This window comes from Parasedimentitalea nitratireducens (assembly GCF_057444295.1).
Genome location: NZ_JBYAXC010000004.1, coordinates 252,767 through 269,329 on the forward strand (window position 1 = coordinate 252,767; position 16,563 = coordinate 269,329).

Consider the following 16,563-nt stretch of genomic DNA (forward strand, 5'->3'; position numbering starts at 1 on the left):
AAAGTCGCTCAAATCATAGGGACATCACAATGGTTGAAAAGTCGCAATTGGCCCGCCAGTTCATTCAGGCAATTCCCCATGCCCAAGAACTGGGGATGGTGCTCACCCAAATTGGTGACGGTATGGCAGAGATCACCATGCCCTATGATGTCAAACTTATCGGTGACCCAAGTACCGGTGTCGTTCACGGTGGGGCGGTTTCTGCCCTGATGGACACCTGTTGCGGTGCCGCTGTGATGAGCCATCCCGAAGCCCCCGGCGGCACAGCCACAATTGACTTGCGGATCGAATACATGCGCTCGGCCACCCCTGGGCAGACCATTACAACCAAGGCCACTTGCCATCACATAAGCCGTAACGTGGCCTTTGTGCGTGCGGTTGCACTGGATGATGACAAGGACCGCCCGGTTGCCACCGCAACAGCTGCCTTTTCTGTGGAGGCCACGTTTTGAGCCGTCCTCGTCCCGAGCCCATGCAGGTTGTCAAACAACGTCGCGATGCTGCCTTGTCCGCGCTGGTGTCCTCGGTGCCCTATATCCGGTTTCTGAACATCAGTTTTGACCGGCGTGGGGACGAGTTGACCGGCCAGATGAATTTTGATGAGAAACTGATCGGCAATCCGTTTCTGCCCGCGCTTCATGGCGGCGCAACAGCGGCCTTTCTGGAAATGACCGCGATGATGGCGCTGAACTGGCAGCATCTCTGGCCCAAGATCGAAGCGGGCGAGATCGACCCAGACGATCTGGCGGCAGGTAAACTGCCCCGACAGCCCAAGACTATCGATTTTACTGTTGATTACCTGCGGTCTGGATTGCCGCGTGATGCCTATGCTCGCGCAGTTGTCGCCCGCTCGGGTCGCCGCTTTGCCAGCGTGAGGGTCGAGGCCTGGCAGGACAACAAGGACCGCCCTTTTGCCCAGGCTGTCGGCCACTTCCTGATGCCGCAAGGCGTGGATAAACGCGATGCAGCAAAAAACTGATACGTTTCTGGGGCACCGGAGGGTGCTCAAGATTGCACTGCCGATTGTGCTGTCCAATGCCACCGTGCCGATTCTGGGGGCGGTGGATACCGGCGTGGTTGGGCAAATGGGAGCGGCTGCTCCGATTGGGGCCGTCGGCATCGGGGCGATAATTCTCTCTGCTCTATACTGGGTGTTTGGTTTCCTGCGGATGGGGACTGTTGGTCTGACCAGTCAGGCATTGGGAGCGGGCGAACGCGGTGAAGTGGCAGCGTTGTTAACACGCGCATTGCTGATCGGGTTTGGTGCTGGTCTGGCTTTGATCTTGCTGCAAGCGCCGTTGTTCTATCTGTCTTTCCAGCTGGCACCGGCCACACCCGAGGTCGAAGGACTGGCCAAAGACTATCTGCGCATTCGGGTTTGGTCTGCACCGGCAGCTATTGGGTTGTATGGCATTACTGGCTGGTTGATTGCACAGGAACGCACCCGCGCTGTTCTGGTGCTGCAGTTGTGGATGAATGGCATCAATATCCTGCTGGACTTGTGGTTCGTCTTGCAGTTGGGCTGGGGCGTGAACGGGGTTGCCTATGCGACTTTCATTGCCGAATGGTCGGCGCTGGCGTTGGGCATATGGTTTTGTCGCGGCGTCCTTCGGATGCCGGACTGGCACAACTGGGTACAGGTCTTTGATCGTGACCGCCTACGCAATATGGCCATGGTCAATGGCGATATCCTGATCCGTTCGTTGTTGTTGCAGGCAATGTTTGTAGCTTTTTTATTTTTTGGCGCAGGGTTTGGGGATGTGGTCCTGGCAGCCAATCAGGTGTTGTTACAGTTCCTGCTTATCACTGCCTATGCGATGGACGGGTTTGCCTTTGCGGCAGAATCGCTGGTGGGGCAGGCGGTTGGGTCCCGTCAAAGCCAACTTTTGCGGCGAAGCGCCTGGCTGACCAGTTTTTGGGGGCTGGTTGTAGTGGTTGTCCTGGCAATTATTTTTGCGCTGGCCGGGGGGACGATCATCAACATCATGGCGACATCAGAAGAGGTTCGCGAGACGGCGCGAATTTATCTGCCCTACATGGTTCTAGCGCCACCTCTGGGTTGGGCTGCTTGGATGCTTGATGGGATTTTCATTGGTGCAACAGCAACACGTGACATGCGAAACATGATGATAGTCAGCTTTGCAGTCTATGCCGCTGCCGTTGCTGCGCTTGTCCCATTGCTGGGCAACCATGGTCTGTGGATGGCTCTTTTGATCTCATTTGTGGCGCGCGGGATCAGTTTGGGGCTCCGCTATCCAGCTCTTGAAGCCCGCGCAACGTAACCCGGAGTTTTGAAAAAATCCGGGACGTTTTCTGCGCAGAAAACGGCTTGCTGATCAGAGTAGGGCCTCAAGCGCCTCGGTTGGGCGACCTATTGCGGCCGTGTCACCTGAAATGGCAATCGGGCGCTCAATCAGAGCCGGATTACTAACCATGGCAGCCAACAGCTCCGCCTCCGAGCTGTCTTTGCCAAGACCCAGTTCTTTGAACAGGGCATCCTTGCAGCGCATCATTTCAATAGCCGAAACGCCAAGTGCGGCTTGAACCTGTTTGATCTCTTCCAGTGATGGCGCATCTGTCAGGTAAAGCCGGGTCTGAACCTCAACGCCTTTCCCCTCAAACAGCGCCAGACCGGCGCGCGATTTGGAACAGCGTGGGTTGTGCCAATAACTTATCATAGCCAGTCCTCTCGTTTACTGCCGACAGCCTCGGCCACGGTGTTGAACCCGTCACGGGCCAGCAAGTCGTCCAAGCCGCGGGCAACGTCACCAGCGAGGGACAGACCCTGATAGATCATCGCTGTGTACAGCTGTACTGCACTGGCCCCGGCGCAGATCTTGGCATAGGCTTGCTCAGGTGAACTGATGCCACCAACGCCGACCAGTGGAACCTGTCCGTCCAGCAATTTCGACAGCTGCGCCAGAACGCGGGTGGATTTCTCATAGACCGGCGCACCAGATAACCCACCCATCTCGCCTTTATGGGGGCTGTTCAGCCCTTCACGCGACAGGGTGGTATTGGTAGCAATCACCGCGTCAATTCCGGTTTCCACAGCGACCTCGGCAATGTCCTGTAGCTCTTCAACGGTCAGATCCGGTGCAATTTTCAAAAACACCGGCACCCTGCGCGACAACCCATCACGGGTTTCGATCACGCCAGACAACAGCGCCGACAGCGCAGCCTTGCCCTGCAGATCCCGCAATTTTTCAGTATTGGGAGAGGACACATTCACCGTCGCAAAGTCCAGATGTGCGCCACAGTGCTCCAACACACGGGCAAAATCACCGGCGCGGTCGTCACTGTCCTTGTTGGCCCCCAGGTTCAGACCAATCACAGCATCCTTGGGGCGCTGTGCAAGCCGCTGGCCGATTAGCTCCATGCCCTCGTTGTTGAACCCAAAGCGATTGATTGCCGCCTTGTCTTCGGTCAGGCGGAACAGGCGGGGTTTGGGATTGCCGGGCTGTGGGCGAGGGGTGGCGGCACCGACCTCGATAAAGCCAAAGCCAGATTGGCTCAGCGGCGTCAGCGCCTCGGCGTTCTTATCAAATCCCGCAGCAAGGCCCACGGGATTGGGCAGATCAATCCCAGCCAGTGTTGTTTTTAGCCGAGAAGAGGTGACCGCACCCGGTGTTGGGGTCATCCTCATCTTCAAGGCTTTAATGGCTAGACCATGGGCTGCTTCTGGGTCCATTCGGTGCAGGGCTGTGAGGCCGATTTTCTCGATCAGTTTCATGCCATCTCCGCCGGGAATTGATGTGCGCCGTCAACCAGCGGCAGGGGTTTTACCCACAGCAACTCGGACAGTTTGAGCGTGCGAAACAGATGCGGGAATAATGCATCACCGCGGGACACTTCCCATTTCAGGGCGTCTCCCATGTCGTCGGCTTCAAAGGCCAGCAGCATCAGGCCCTCGGCCCCGGCAAAATGCTTGGCGGCCGTTTCTGCGGCCTGTTTGGCGGTTGAGAAATGAATGAAACCATCGCTTAGGTCGATCGGAGCGCCCAAAGTTTCACCCTGTGAGTCGAACGCGGCCCATTCGTCGGCGCGGAATATCTTGTAAATCAGCATGAAGGCGTGATGCCCTGCGGCTGCGCCGGGGTCAAGCATTTGGCTTTGTAACGCTGCCTAAATAGGCAGCGAAACCGTCATTTCAGCGTCATGTAAGTGGCCTATTCAAAGGGGCAGTTGGGGAAGTTGCGACAATAGTCTTGCGATTCCGACAGCTGGACGCAAGAATGTCATATTCCCCAACGTGGATGCATCATTCGTGTCCATCGGGGCGATAACAAGAAGAACTGGGAGATTCTCTATTATGATGACGCGAATTCTTACTTCGGTGGCGGCCCTTGGGCTGACAGCTGGTATGGCTGCGGCCGACTATAAACTGACAATTCTGCACACCAACGATTTCCACTCCAGATTTGAGCCGGTCAGCAAGTATGACAGCGGCTGCCGTGAAGGCGACAACGCCGAAGGTAAGTGCTTTGGTGGCTCTGCTCGTTTGGTGACGGCAATCGCCGATGCGCGTGCTCGCTCGAACAACTCGATCCTGGTGGATGGTGGCGACCAGTTCCAGGGCTCGCTGTTCTATACCTATTACAAGGGTAAAGTTGCAGCCGAAATGATGAACAAAATGGGCTACGACGGCATGACCGTTGGTAACCACGAGTTCGATGACGGCCCCGAAGTTCTGCGTGGCTTCATGGATTCGGTTGATTTCCCAATCCTAATGTCTAACGCCGACGTCAGCGCCGAGCCTGCTCTGGCTGGTGTTCTGAACAAATCCACCGTGATCGAGCGCGGCGGTGAAAAAATCGGCCTGATCGGCCTGACACCAGAAGACACCCACGATCTGGCCAGCCCTGGCAAAAACATCACCTTTGGTGACCCGGTTGCTGCGGTTCAGGCTGAAGTAGACCGCCTGACAGCCGAAGGCGTGAACAAGATTATCGTGCTCAGCCACTCGGGTTATGTTCTCGACCAAAAAGTTGCCGCCGAAACGACCGGTGTTGACGTGATTGTTGGTGGCCACTCGAACAGCTACCTGTCGAACGTGTCCGACCGTGCAGTTGGTCCTTACCCGACAATGGTCAACGACACAGCGATTGTTCAGGCCTATGCCTATGGCAAGTTCCTGGGTGAACTGAACGTGACCTTTGACGACGCCGGCAACGTGGTTGAGGCCGCAGGTGAGCCGCTGAGCATGGATGCAGCCGTGGCCGAAGACGAAGCCACAGTTGCCCGTATCGCCGAGCTGGGCACACCACTGGAAGAAATCCGCACCAAGGTTGTGGCCGAGTCAGCTGAATCCATCAACGGTGACCGCGCAACCTGCCGTATTCAGGAATGCCAGATGGGCAATCTTGTAGCGGATGCGATGTTGGCACGGGTAAAGGACCAGGGCGTCACCATTGCCATTGCAAACTCGGGCGGCATTCGTGCCAGCATGGAACCGGGTGAAGTCACAATGGGCGAAGTACTGTCGGTTCTGCCGTTCCAGAATACCCTGTCGACCTTTGAACTGGATGGCGCGACCCTGGTTGCGGCACTTGAAAACGGTGTAAGCCAGGTGGAAGAGGTCAAAGGCCGCTTCCCACAGGTTGCCGGTCTGAAGTTTAGCTGGGATGCAAGCGTTGCAGCCGGCGAAGGCCGAATCCAGGACGTTATGGTTGCCGATGGCGACGGTTTCGTTGCGGTTGATCCGGCCAAAACCTACATGGTTGTGACCAACAACTATGTGCGTGGCGGCGGTGACGGCTACAAAATGTTCGCAGGCGACGACAAGAACGCCTATGACTTTGGCCCAGACCTGGCTGATGTTCTGGCTGAATACATGGCAACAAACTCGCCATATACACCTTACGTTGATGGACGTATTTCTCAGAAGTAAGCACTCACGAGAAAGCTAAGAAGTGGCCCCGCTGATCGATGTCAGCGGGGCTTTTTTTACGTGCAATGTCCGTGGTTCCGGGCATAGGCCTTTTGCTTAAATACGGCAATTTCAACCAAAGTCGTATTCCTCAGACACCCGCTTGAGTGATTGGATTGGGTATATCCAGCTTGAGGAAAAGCAAATGTTGAACAAGACAATATTGATGAGTGTCGCTGCCACGCTGATGGCAACAACCGCTATGGCACAGGTCACCAAGGCGGAGATTGTTCAGGAGCTGACCGACGAGGGCTATACTGAGATCGAGATCAGGCAAACACTGTTCGGAAATACCAAGTTCGAAGCCACAGGGCCGGGCGTCGAGCGTGAAATTGTTCTGGGGAAAGACGGGACTGTTTTGCGTGACAGAACCGAGATCGACGACGAAGAAGATGACGATGAAGAGGATCTGGAAGAGGACGATCTGGAAGACGTTGAAGACGAGATCGAAGATGACCTCGAAGAGGAGGACGATGAAGAGGGTGATGATAGCGAAGACGACGACGGTGAAGACGATCCCGAGGATGAGGGAGACGACGACGGCGAAGAAGACGACGATGGCGAGGACGACGATGGTGAGGAAGAGGGAGACGACGATGGGGAAGATGACGACGACGGGGAAGGCGAAGAAGATGAGGGCGAGGACGACGACTAAGCCCTGATCAGCTTGATTAGTTTGGAGCACGTTTAGTTGAAACTACCACTGACATCATCCGCGATGTTCAAGGTTGGGGGGCTAATTTACTTAGCCTCCGCCTTGGCGTTTCTGTCGCAGCTGGTTGGCGAGATTACGGGATACTACCTGATTTCTAACAGCTGGCTGGCACATGAACTGGTGTCTCTTGCCACATTAGTGGGGTTCGTCTCTGGCGCCGTGTTGATCTGGCGCAGCCATCGCCAGCTTCAACGCCGCAACCGCGAAGTTGAGCGCCACCTGCGTGCCGCCCAGGGGCAGTTCTTTGCCATGTTGAATGGTCAGTTTGACCGTTGGGCCCTTAGCAAGGCTGAAAAGGACATTGCCTTGCTCACTGTCAAAGGACTGTCCGTTGCGGAAATCGCCGACCTACGAAAGACCAGCCAAGGCACGGTGAAATCGCAAAACAGTTCGATTTACCGGAAAGCCGGAGTGAAGACACGCACCCAACTGTTGGGGGTACTGATTGACGAACTGTTGCCCGACGATTGAGCGCATTCGTTAGAAAGCCTAGAGGTGGTCTTGTCTTTCAAGATCTGAACCGGTCACAAATCGTACTCGGGCCACAGTGTCGCATCCAGTTTGGCAAGAAAAGGTTGAAGCTCTTCAGCGGCCTGCTTCCACTTGCCAACAGATCTAGATGAGATTTTGCTCCGCACCTGATCAATGCTGGCGGTCTTAACGGTCGAAGTGTTTCGTTCAGGCGCGATCATCGCTGGATCCCAGTCAATCCCACAGTGTGCGGCAACTTGCCTGATAACGGTTTCGGGCTCAGCTATGAGCTGCTCGTATTGAATTGTAAGGATCTGGCCTGCAAACTTTGCCTGCCACATATTTATGTAACGTCGATACAGGTTGGCACTATGGGCCATGGCAGCCCAGTCATTCGCGTGAGTTATGCCGCTGGCTGGAAACCGTTGGATCCATGTGGATAGCGCGGTATCACGGGGATCTCTGAGGATATTGACGACCTTGGCGTTTGGGATGGCCGACAAAATATGACCTACATTCTGGTAGTTATGTGGCATCTTGTCGACAAACGCTTTGCTGCTAGGCAAAAGCGGAGGCAGGCTCTCGGCATAATAAGCGGCAAGTTCGTTCGCCTCTGACACGGAAAATCCATGCGCGCTTTTCAGGTGTTCTCTGCAAAACTGGCCCACAGCTGGTAGCTCGCCACAGGCCTCTGTTGTTTTCGATGATGACAACATCATCTCAAGCAAAGTTGTTCCAGATCTGGGCTGACCAACAACGAAGATGGGAACAACCGAGGCCAAATCAGGATGCCCATCGGCGACAACGGGATCTTCGAACCCCTGTCTTGCAACTTCAAAGAGCTGGTCTTGTTTCACTTCATCATATGGGTTCTTGGCAAATCGAGCGGCGTTTGCTTTGGCAAAAAGAGGCAAGGCGTTCGTCAGGCCTTCGCATGTCTTTACAAGTTGGGCATGCGCATAATGAAGCAGGTCTTCTTGCTGGATGGCATCCGTTGAAATCTGGTCTATGTTTTTGAGCAGCCTTTGGGCCTCGTCTGGCGTTGCCAGCAGAGAAAGCTCGTAGATTGCATTTAGATCGCTCGGGTCTCTATCGACTATCGAAGCAAAGATCTGCTTGGCCTCTTGCTTGTCGCCCCGCTGATGCAGGCTTTGCGCGTATAGTCTGGCAGCCATGGGGTGGGTCGGCGAAAGCTCATAAGCCTGGAACCGATCCTCAAAACTAAGATCATAGCGGTTCATGTGGTTGTAGGCTGTGCCACGCAAGCAGAGCAATTCCACCTTGCCTGGAAACCGGTCCAGCCGATGCGTGGTGAATTTAACCAGTTCAGCCCATTGCTCACTTCTGGCCATCAGGTTTCCAAGCAACGAGACAAAGTGTAGGCGATCGGGGTATTTTTCGATCGTCTTGAACAGATATTCTTCCGCGACGGTTACCTGGTTCGACATCTCAAGAGCTGAAACGAGGTTCTCAACGTCCTTTTCGTCACCTGGGCGTAATTTGGCTGCACCAAGAAAATACTGAGCGGCCTTTTTGTACTGTCCATCGGATTGCAAAACAAAACCAGTCATCGACCAAAAGTCAGGATCTTTTGGGAATTTTTTCACTCCCAGTTTGGCCTTCTTCAGGGCTTGGGAGTTCTTCGCGTTCTCCATGTCTGCTAGGATCTTTGACTTGAGTAGAGAAGCTGGGGGCGCGGACATGAACTTTGGAAATCCTTGAGTTTTGTCTGGACTTGGCAGTGCAGTTTGGGGATTTTTGGACCATGTGTGGACGACTTGCAACTACTCTTCCCAACGATGCCATGGCGCAGCTGTTTGCAGCTGTGCCCGCCAATAATCTGCCCAATGTCCCGAACTTCAATGTCTGCCCTACAAACCCAGTACATGTGGTGCGCAGTGGCGAGTTGGGGCGCCAGCTGCTGTCAATGCGTTGGGGATTTCTGCCGCATTGGTATCAAGCTCCAAACGCTGGTCCGCTGCTGATCAACGCCCGTGCCGAGACAATCGCCAACAAACCCGCCTTTGCCTCGGCCTGTCGCGAACGCCGCTGCCTGATCCCGGCGACTGGTTTTTATGAATGGACCAAGGACGCGCTGGATCGCAGGTTACCGTGGTATTTCCAGCGCCGTGATGAGGCCCCTGTGGCCTTTGCCGGGATCTGGCAAAGTTGGGGCAACGACGATTCCGTTAACAGCTGCGCGATTGTCACCACAGCTGCCAATCAACAGATTTCATCGGTCCACCACCGGATGCCCTTGATCCTGGAACATCAGGATTGGCCACTCTGGCTAGGGGAGCAAGGGCAGGGGGCCGCCACATTGATGCAGCCCGGCGATAACGATGTGCTAGAGTTTCACCGGGTTGACCCGGCGGTGAACTCCAACCGGGCGTCAGGCCCCGAATTGATCGAGCCCTTTGACGAAAATGATATCCCGCGCGGGCAGCTGATCTAGGCGTTGCCCTGGTCTGATGTAGTATCCAGGCTGCGGTGCGGCGCGCGGCTCAAGTCATTTCCAGCCAGAACAACCTTCTGCATCAAATTGACCAGCAGTTCTTGTTCCTCAGAATCCAAGCCCGCCAAAATGTCCGGCTGTGCGTTTTCCACCAGCGGATGCGCTTGCTTTAGCAAAGCCTCACCATCTGATGACAAAAACAGCTCGCGCGCACGCCGGTCGGTGGCTGAGACTTTTCTTTGCACCATGCCCTTGGCCTCCAGGCGATCAATAACCTTGCCCAGGGTGGCACGGTCATAGGCAATCAACCCCGCAACCGAGGCCTGATCGATGCCAGGATGATCCCGGATTGCACAGAGTGCCGCATATTGGACCGGTGTAATGGAAAGCCCGCCAGAGGCCACATGCTCCATGAACTGGGCCACGGAAATTTGGTTCAACCTGCGGATCAGGTGACCCGGCATATTATGAATATCCAAAGGGTGTAATTCCATTGTGTTCCCGCAAATTAGCCCAGTTTTTGTAGGGTGGAAGGACACCCATCTCGCCAAGTATCGTTCAAAATACTCAAATTAAGATTACTTATGCTGGGAACCACTGTGCAAGTAGCTTTTTGTTGCGTGCCGGGTCGAAACGACACTTCCCTCAGGTCAATGCTGCGGGTACAGAGAGCCTATGGCTTTGACTTTTTGCTCGTTACTAGAATTGCTTGATCACTCGTTTGATAGTGTGATCGATGTGCGCAGCCCCGCCGAGTTTGCCGAAGATCATGTTCCGGGTGCTATCAACCTGCCGGTGCTGGACAACGATGAACGCGCCCAGGTTGGGACGATGTATGTGCAAAAAAGCCGGTTCCTGGCCCGCAAGCTGGGCGCGGCCATGGTGTTCAAAAACGCTGCACAGCACATAGAAACAACAATGACCGACAAAGACGGTGGCTGGCAGCCGCTGGTCTATTGCTGGCGCGGTGGCCAGCGCTCTGGGTCATTTACTTGGATGTTGCAGCAAATTGGTTGGCGCGCTGATGTAGTGGAGGGCGGTTACCAGACCTATCGCCGTTTGGTGAAGGCCTATCTCTATGACACACCCTTAGCACATCGCTTGATTGCCTTGGATGGCTATACCGGCACAGCCAAAACCGACCTGTTGAAACTGGTACAGGAACGTGGTGCGCAGGTTCTGGATCTGGAAGGTCTGGCCAATCATCGCGGATCATTGCTGGGTGGGATGGACGGCCCCCAGCCAAGCCAAAAGGCGTTTGAAACAAACGCCGCTGCCCAATTGGCACGGTTTGACCATACCAAACCCGTTTTGGTCGAGGCGGAGTCCAACAAGATCGGCGAGCGCATCATTCCGCCATCGTTGTGGACTGCAATGAAGGCAGCCCCACGTATTCAGGTCAACGCACCAGTTGCCGCGCGTTGCCGATATTTGGTTCGAGCATATGATGACATCTTGTCCGATGCATCAAAACTGCGCCGAAAACTGAACCCACTGCGGGCGCATCGTTCAAATGTGGTAGTAGACAAATGGCTGGATCTGATCGCCACGGGGGACAAGTCAGGATTGACCGAGGCCCTGATGGTTCAGCACTATGATCCGGCATACCTCAAATCACGGCAAACGGCTAACGCCGAGGTCAGGAGCGAAGTGACCGTAGACGAGCTGGATACAGATGGGCTGAATAAAGCAGCTGATCAGATATCTGTATTGGTCCAGTCGTATGGTGCGGCCGAAATTAGTTAATCTTGATACCAGCGTGAGCGTCCGTGACCGAGCCGATTACGGCTGCTTGTTCACCAACTTCGTGTAATCGCGCCATGAGGGTTTGCGCCTCGTCGGCGGCAACCGCGGCCAGCAAGCCACCTGCGGTCTGCGGGTCAAACAACAGCTCCTGGGAGCCGCTGATTTGATGCTCAGGAGCCAAAGCCCGGTTTTCAACAAACAACGAGGATTTCACTCCTTGTCGGCTCAACTCCTTGGCCCCGGACATTAGCGGCACTGCCGCCATGTTCAGAACGGCGCCAACACCGGATGCTTCACAGATCCCAGACAGGTGGCCATACAGGCCAAAGCCAGTGACATCAGTTATGGCATGGGCGGGTTGCAATATCTTCGCGGTCTCCGCCTGTGGGCGAGACATCATCGCCAGGGCCTCGCTCACCCAAGCGCCATCAGCTTGGCCCGCCATTTCAGCTGCCATAATCACGCCCGAGCCAATTGGCTTGGTCAGGAGCAACACATCTCCGGGTTTGGCCCCGGCAAGTGTACTTGCCGGGCGAGGGCACAGCCCCGTCACGGTGAAGCCAATGGTCAACTCGTCCCCCAGCGAGGTGTGCCCGCCGACAATCTCGGCTCCAGCACTCCGCATGACGTCGGTAGAGGCAGCCATGATCTCACTCAGGGTACGTTGCTGCAGTTCAGACGACATGCGCGGCAAGATCAGATTGGCCGTGGCCGCTTGCGGCTCTGCCCCCATGGCCCAGATATCGCCCAGTGCATGAACCGCTGTGATTCGGGCCATTAACACCGGATCATTAGTTAGTGCGCGTAAATGATCCGAGCTGATAACCAGTTTAACCCCGCCAGTGATCAGCAAGGCAGCATCGTCGCCGGGCAGTGGGGTGATGTCATCGCGAACGCTACCGGGAAGCGGTTCCAGCGCAGCCCGCAGCGCAGTGCGCCCCACCTTGGCCCCACAGCCACCGCACATCGGCTTGTCTCCCAATGCTTCGGCCATTCCAAGCGTATGATGCGGGGGTAGTTCTGGCTGCTCCATTTCGGGCAACTCGCGAAACTTGATCATGAAGGTCTGGTCGATGTGATTTTTCCAGCGCCACATCAGCGACCCCGATAGGGTGAGTCCATGCCGTTCGGCCAGGGCAGATTTCTCACCAAGTGAGACCAGCTTCAGGTAATCATTTTGAGGCTTATACGGACGCAGATCTTCGCCGCTCAGAACCGCACATAGATTGTCAAACAGCACCGGTGCCTGCCGCACCGCATAGACCCCAGCTTTGGGGCGCGGCGTGTGGCTTAGATGGGCGCAATCGCCCGCAGCAAAGACCAAAGGGTCCGAGCTTTGCAAATTCTGATCCACCGAGATGAAACCATTGTGCAGCTCAAGTCCGGTCCCTGCGATCCAGTCATAGGGCCGCGCTCCCGCAGCGCCAGTGGTGAAATCCGACAGCACCTCGCGCCCATCCGCCAGGCGTATGTGGTCTGGTTCGATACTTGCGATCTCGACACCTTCCAGCAATGTGACCGCGTGTTCGGTCAAGGCAGTGCGCAACTTGGCGCGGGCCTTGCTGCCAATGGCCCGTAACGCATGGGCGTTGTCGATCAGAGTGGCCTGCGCCAGCCGTCCACGCGCGCGCAGCGAATGGGCCATTGCCAGAACCAGCTCAACCCCGGCAACGCCGCCGCCAATGACCGCAATATGGGCTGGGCCATCGCCATTTCGAAACGCCCCCCATGTCTTAGCAAAGGAACCCAATGGTTTGGCGGGTACGGCATAGTCAGCAAATCCTGGTAGATCTGGCATGTCCGAAGTGATGCCAATATCAACCGAAGCCACGTCATAAGCGATCGGAGGCCGCCCCGGCACATGTATCTGCCGCTCCTCGGTGTCGATGCCCGTAGCAGCCCCGAGCACAACCCGAGCTCCCGCAAAACGGGCCAGCTTGACCAGATCGATGTCCAGTTCTTCACGTTGATAGTGCCCGGCTACAAATCCCGGCAGCATGCCCGAATAGGGCGCGGTGGGGCCAGGGTTGATAACGGTCAGTCGCGCACCGGGCAGGGGAGACATCCCCCATTTGCGCAACACCAGTGCATGAGCATGCCCGCCGCCAATCAGTACAAGGTCTCTGGTCAGCGGCAGGCGTGTATCATGCATATCAAGTGGGGCCTAAAATATAGGAAGTGGTGCTGAACAGAGGGGTTCCGTTCAGCTCTCTTTACTTTCGGGCAGGTCTGTTGTTGCCCAGTCGCCATCTTCACCCGCCGATGGCAGGCTCTCGCGGCTTTCTCGACGGTGGATATGCACCTTGGCAATGAAGTTCGCCGTGATCGGAGCTGTCAGCAGCAAGAACAGGGTGATCATCAGCTCGTGCACGGACATATAAGGACCATTTGCAAAGGCATTGGCCATCGAGGCCAGCAACACGCCGCCCACACCCAAAGTGGTCGCTTTGGTTGGGGCGTGCAGGCGTGACATGGCATCGCTCAGTTTTAACAACCCGTACGAGCCGACAAAACCAAAGATGCCCGCCGTAACCAGGAACACAGTGATCAGGATTTCGAAAAATTGCGCCATGTCAGCCTCACTCGATGATGTTGCCGCGCAGGATAAAGCGGGCATAGGCTACGGTTGATACAAAGCCAAGCATGGCAACAATCATGGCAGCCTCAAAATAGATGCCGGTGCCAAGCGCGATGCCATACAGCACCATAAGGGCGATGGCATTGATGAACATGGTGTCCAGCGCCAGAATGCGGTCGGCGATTTCATCGGCAAACAGCACTTTCCAAAGGTTCATCAGAATGCCCAGGGCAAAACAGCCAAAGGCAAAGATTGCAGCATAGGTGATCATTCGAAAATCTCCATCAGGCGGCGCTCGTAGCGCTGTTTGATCTCGTCGCGGACTTCATCCGGGTTTGGCGCGTCCAGGCAATGTACCAACAGGGCGTGGCCCTCGGCGGATACATCCGCCGATACGGTACCCGGCGTCATGGTGATGGTGCCAGCCAGCGTTGTAATCGCCTCGGGGGTGCGCAGGTCTAGCGGGATGGTGACCCAGTTGGGCTGGCGATCGGCGTTGGATTTGAACACCACGATCTTGGCGACCACCACATTGGCGACAACGATGTCATACAGAACCACCAGAATGTACTCGATGACCTTTAGCGGCTTGGCCAGACGTGGGCGATCGGGCCAATAGGGCTGGGTGAAAAACGGGATCACCAGGCCCAGACCTAAACCAAACACCAGCGAGTTCAGCGACCAGCCATTGACCAGCAGCAGCCAGGTCACAGTCAGCAACAGGGTCAGGATCGGGTGCGGCACCAGCCGTCGTAGCAGCTTCATTGTTCAGCCCTCCGTAGAACGGCATCGATGTAAACGCTTGGCTCAAAAAGCTGAGCCGCAGTGGCTTCGGAATAGTCCATCATTGGCCCCGCAAACACTGTCAGCAAAGCCAATCCGGCGATTAAGCTGAAACAAGCAACAAAGGGCAGAGCAGTAGCCTTGGGGGCCTCTTCCTCGGGCACGGCTTGAGTGTCATCCACGGGCAACTCAGGTTCGGCCTCGCGGATATGCTCGGCGTCGTGGCTTTTCCAGAAAACCTCGGATCCGGCGCGGGCCAGACCGATGATAGTGATCAGTGATCCCGCCAGAATGACCAGCCAGATCCAGCTCACCAACTCGTGGTCACGGGCGGCATCCATAACTAGCAGCTTGCCAATGAAACCGGATAGCGGAGGCATGCCAGCCATTGCAATCGCGCCAATAAAGAACAGAGTCGCAATCAGCCCGGTTTGTGCCATGGGGCGTTGCGCGATGATGGCACCGCCGCGACGTTCCATCACCAGATCAGCCACCAGGAACAGCAACGCCGCGGCCAATGTGGAATGCACGGTGTAATACAGTGCAGCAGCCGTGGATTCGGGAGTGAACAGCGCAATCGCGATCAGCAGGGTTCCCATCGAGGTGATGGCGCCAAAGGCAACCAACCGACCAATCTCACGCGATCCCAATACACCAAAGGCGCCAACAGCCAGGGTGAGCATCGCGGCGGGCAACAGCCAGTCGCCAACCAGTCCGGCAGTGATGGCCACATCGGGGCTAAACACCAATGTGTACATCCGCAAGATGGCATAGGCGCCCACCTTGGTCATGATGGCAAACAAAGCGGCTACGGGCAGGGGGGCGTTGGCGTATGAGGCAGGCAGCCAGAAATGCAGGGGCAGAACCGCGGCCTTGATCGCAAAGACCAGCAGCAACATGATCGCACCCACCCGCAACAACGCGGTGTCATCGGACGAAAGCTCGGCCACGCGCACCGCCAGATCGGCCATGTTTAGCGTGCCAGTGACCGAATACAGGGTCCCCAGCGCTAGCAGGAACAGGCTGGAGCCCAGCAGGTTATAGACCACGTATTGAACACCAGCCTGCAATCGCTTGGCACCGCCGCCGTGGATCATCAGACCATAGGATGCAATCAGCAGCACCTCGAAAAACACAAACAAGTTGAACGCGTCACCGGTCAGAAACGCGCCCAGAATACCCATCAGCTGGAACTGCAACAGCGCATGGAAATGACGCCCACGGTTATCCCAGCCAGATCCGATGGCATAAAGCACGACAGCCAGAGCCAACCCCGAGGTTAGCAACAGCATCAGCGCTGACAGGCGATCCAACACCAGAACAATGCCAAACGGCGCGCGCCAGTTGCCCAGCTCATAAACCTGAACCGTTCCATCGGCAGCTTGTGATGCCAGAACCAGTGTGACCACCAGCAAGGCAACCGTACTGGCAACCGAGAAAATCCGCTGCAAGCTTAGATGGTGACGCAGCACCATGATAATAAAGGGTGCGATGATGGCAGGCAGCACCACCGGCGCAATCAGCAAGTGGTTCATGCGTCGTCTCCTGCGCCGTCGACATCTTCGATCATGTCTATATTGTCATCCTTGGCTGACAAATAGGCCCCCAGCGCTATCATCACCACCACAGCAGTCATACCAAAAGAAATCACGATTGCGGTCAAAACCAGCGCCTGTGGCAGCGGATCGGTATAGGGCACGTCGACGTATTTGTTCAGCACCGCAGGGGCGTTAACCGTCAGGCGTCCGGTGGCAAACAGGAACACGTTGACACCGTAAGTCAGCAACGACAGCCCCAGAATGACGGGGAAGGTGCGTTTGCGTAGGATCAGATAAATCCCGGCAGCAGTCAGAGCGCCCACAGCTGTGGCAAATAGGATTTCCATG

General features: G+C 56.0%; 19 protein-coding genes. 8 read left to right on the forward strand and 11 right to left on the reverse strand.

All coding sequences use genetic code 11. The features are described from left to right. Positions 1 to 29 precede the first annotated feature (29 nt). Genes AC2T28_RS14865 through AC2T28_RS14875 form a run of 3 tightly spaced genes read left to right on the forward strand, consistent with a single transcriptional unit; the run spans position 30 to position 2,282 of the window. Positions 30 to 452 (forward strand): PaaI family thioesterase, encoded by a 423-nt coding sequence (locus AC2T28_RS14865; RefSeq protein WP_486748697.1) that lies wholly within the window; start codon positions 30 to 32, stop codon positions 450 to 452. Then, on the forward strand, positions 449 to 979 hold the full coding sequence (locus AC2T28_RS14870) for a PaaI family thioesterase (RefSeq protein ID WP_486748696.1): 531 nt from the start codon (positions 449 to 451) through the stop codon (positions 977 to 979). Before AC2T28_RS14865 ends, AC2T28_RS14870 begins: the two co-directional genes overlap by 4 nt. After that, positions 963 to 2,282 (forward strand): MATE family efflux transporter, encoded by a 1,320-nt coding sequence (locus tag AC2T28_RS14875; RefSeq protein WP_486748695.1) that lies wholly within the window; start codon positions 963 to 965, stop codon positions 2,280 to 2,282. The genes AC2T28_RS14870 and AC2T28_RS14875 overlap by 17 nt, the downstream gene beginning before the upstream one ends. Positions 2,283 to 2,336: 54 nt before the next feature. Here the strand turns inward: AC2T28_RS14875 and arsC are convergent, their stop codons facing one another. The 3 genes from arsC to AC2T28_RS14890 are packed head-to-tail and all read right to left on the reverse strand — an operon-like array spanning position 2,337 to position 4,068. Then, the gene (gene arsC / locus AC2T28_RS14880) at positions 2,337 to 2,678 is read right to left on the reverse strand and encodes an arsenate reductase (glutaredoxin) (protein WP_486748694.1); all 342 of its coding nucleotides are present in this window, start codon (positions 2,676 to 2,678) and stop codon (positions 2,337 to 2,339) included. Next, entirely contained in the window at positions 2,675 to 3,733 is a 1,059-nt protein-coding gene (locus tag AC2T28_RS14885) for a quinone-dependent dihydroorotate dehydrogenase (protein ID WP_486748693.1), read from the reverse strand. Before AC2T28_RS14885 ends, arsC begins: the two co-directional genes overlap by 4 nt. Then, the gene (locus tag AC2T28_RS14890; protein WP_486748962.1) at positions 3,730 to 4,068 is read right to left on the reverse strand and encodes a DUF952 domain-containing protein; all 339 of its coding nucleotides are present in this window, start codon (positions 4,066 to 4,068) and stop codon (positions 3,730 to 3,732) included. The genes AC2T28_RS14885 and AC2T28_RS14890 overlap by 4 nt, the downstream gene beginning before the upstream one ends. 244 nt (positions 4,069 to 4,312) lie before the next feature. Here AC2T28_RS14890 and AC2T28_RS14895 point away from each other — a divergent pair, with 244 nt between their 5' ends. The 3 genes from AC2T28_RS14895 (at position 4,313) to AC2T28_RS14905 (ending at position 7,115) form a co-directional block, all read left to right on the forward strand. Beyond that, complete coding sequence (locus tag AC2T28_RS14895) at positions 4,313 to 5,890, forward strand: bifunctional metallophosphatase/5'-nucleotidase (RefSeq protein ID WP_486748692.1); 1,578 nt, start codon at positions 4,313 to 4,315, stop codon at positions 5,888 to 5,890. 205 nt (positions 5,891 to 6,095) lie between these two features. Then, positions 6,096 to 6,584, forward strand: a complete 489-nt coding sequence (locus tag AC2T28_RS14900) for a hypothetical protein (protein WP_486748691.1) — start codon at positions 6,096 to 6,098, stop codon at positions 6,582 to 6,584. A gap of 36 nt (positions 6,585 to 6,620) precedes the next feature. After that, on the forward strand, positions 6,621 to 7,115 hold the full coding sequence (locus AC2T28_RS14905; RefSeq protein WP_486748690.1) for a helix-turn-helix transcriptional regulator: 495 nt from the start codon (positions 6,621 to 6,623) through the stop codon (positions 7,113 to 7,115). A gap of 53 nt (positions 7,116 to 7,168) precedes the next feature. Here AC2T28_RS14905 and AC2T28_RS14910 read toward each other — a convergent pair whose 3' ends face one another. After that, entirely contained in the window at positions 7,169 to 8,818 is a 1,650-nt protein-coding gene (locus AC2T28_RS14910) for a tetratricopeptide repeat-containing sulfotransferase family protein (protein ID WP_486748689.1), read from the reverse strand. A 62-nt stretch (positions 8,819 to 8,880) separates the two neighbouring features. On the opposite strand from AC2T28_RS14910, the gene AC2T28_RS14915 reads away from it, so the two are divergent. Continuing rightward, complete coding sequence (locus tag AC2T28_RS14915) at positions 8,881 to 9,570, forward strand: SOS response-associated peptidase (RefSeq protein WP_486748688.1); 690 nt, start codon at positions 8,881 to 8,883, stop codon at positions 9,568 to 9,570. Here AC2T28_RS14915 and AC2T28_RS14920 read toward each other — a convergent pair. Beyond that, on the reverse strand, positions 9,567 to 10,064 hold the full coding sequence (locus AC2T28_RS14920; protein ID WP_486748687.1) for a MarR family winged helix-turn-helix transcriptional regulator: 498 nt from the start codon (positions 10,062 to 10,064) through the stop codon (positions 9,567 to 9,569). The two genes, AC2T28_RS14915 and AC2T28_RS14920, sit on opposite strands and share 4 nt — an antisense overlap. 181 nt (positions 10,065 to 10,245) lie before the next feature. Here AC2T28_RS14920 and mnmH point away from each other — a divergent pair, with 181 nt between their 5' ends. Further along, complete coding sequence (gene mnmH / locus AC2T28_RS14925; RefSeq protein ID WP_486748686.1) at positions 10,246 to 11,316, forward strand: tRNA 2-selenouridine(34) synthase MnmH; 1,071 nt, start codon at positions 10,246 to 10,248, stop codon at positions 11,314 to 11,316. Here mnmH and selD read toward each other — a convergent pair. Genes selD through AC2T28_RS14955 form a run of 6 tightly spaced genes read right to left on the reverse strand, consistent with a single transcriptional unit; the run spans position 11,309 to position 16,562 of the window. Next, positions 11,309 to 13,468 (reverse strand): selenide, water dikinase SelD, encoded by a 2,160-nt coding sequence (gene selD, locus AC2T28_RS14930; protein WP_486748685.1) that lies wholly within the window; start codon positions 13,466 to 13,468, stop codon positions 11,309 to 11,311. The two genes, mnmH and selD, sit on opposite strands and share 8 nt — an antisense overlap. Positions 13,469 to 13,519: 51 nt before the next feature. Beyond that, complete coding sequence (locus AC2T28_RS14935) at positions 13,520 to 13,888, reverse strand: Na+/H+ antiporter subunit G (protein WP_486748684.1); 369 nt, start codon at positions 13,886 to 13,888, stop codon at positions 13,520 to 13,522. Positions 13,889 to 13,895: 7 nt separating this feature from the next. Beyond that, positions 13,896 to 14,165 (reverse strand): K+/H+ antiporter subunit F, encoded by a 270-nt coding sequence (locus tag AC2T28_RS14940; RefSeq protein ID WP_486748683.1) that lies wholly within the window; start codon positions 14,163 to 14,165, stop codon positions 13,896 to 13,898. Continuing rightward, positions 14,162 to 14,659: a Na+/H+ antiporter subunit E gene (locus tag AC2T28_RS14945; protein ID WP_486748682.1), complete on the reverse strand. Its 498-nt coding sequence runs from the start codon at positions 14,657 to 14,659 to the stop codon at positions 14,162 to 14,164. The genes AC2T28_RS14940 and AC2T28_RS14945 overlap by 4 nt, the downstream gene beginning before the upstream one ends. Next, positions 14,656 to 16,212, reverse strand: coding sequence for a monovalent cation/H+ antiporter subunit D (locus AC2T28_RS14950; protein ID WP_486748681.1), 1,557 nt, complete (start codon positions 16,210 to 16,212; stop codon positions 14,656 to 14,658). Before AC2T28_RS14950 ends, AC2T28_RS14945 begins: the two co-directional genes overlap by 4 nt. Then, complete coding sequence (locus tag AC2T28_RS14955) at positions 16,209 to 16,562, reverse strand: Na+/H+ antiporter subunit C (protein ID WP_486748680.1); 354 nt, start codon at positions 16,560 to 16,562, stop codon at positions 16,209 to 16,211. The genes AC2T28_RS14950 and AC2T28_RS14955 overlap by 4 nt, the downstream gene beginning before the upstream one ends. Between the last annotated feature and the right edge of the window lies 1 nt (position 16,563).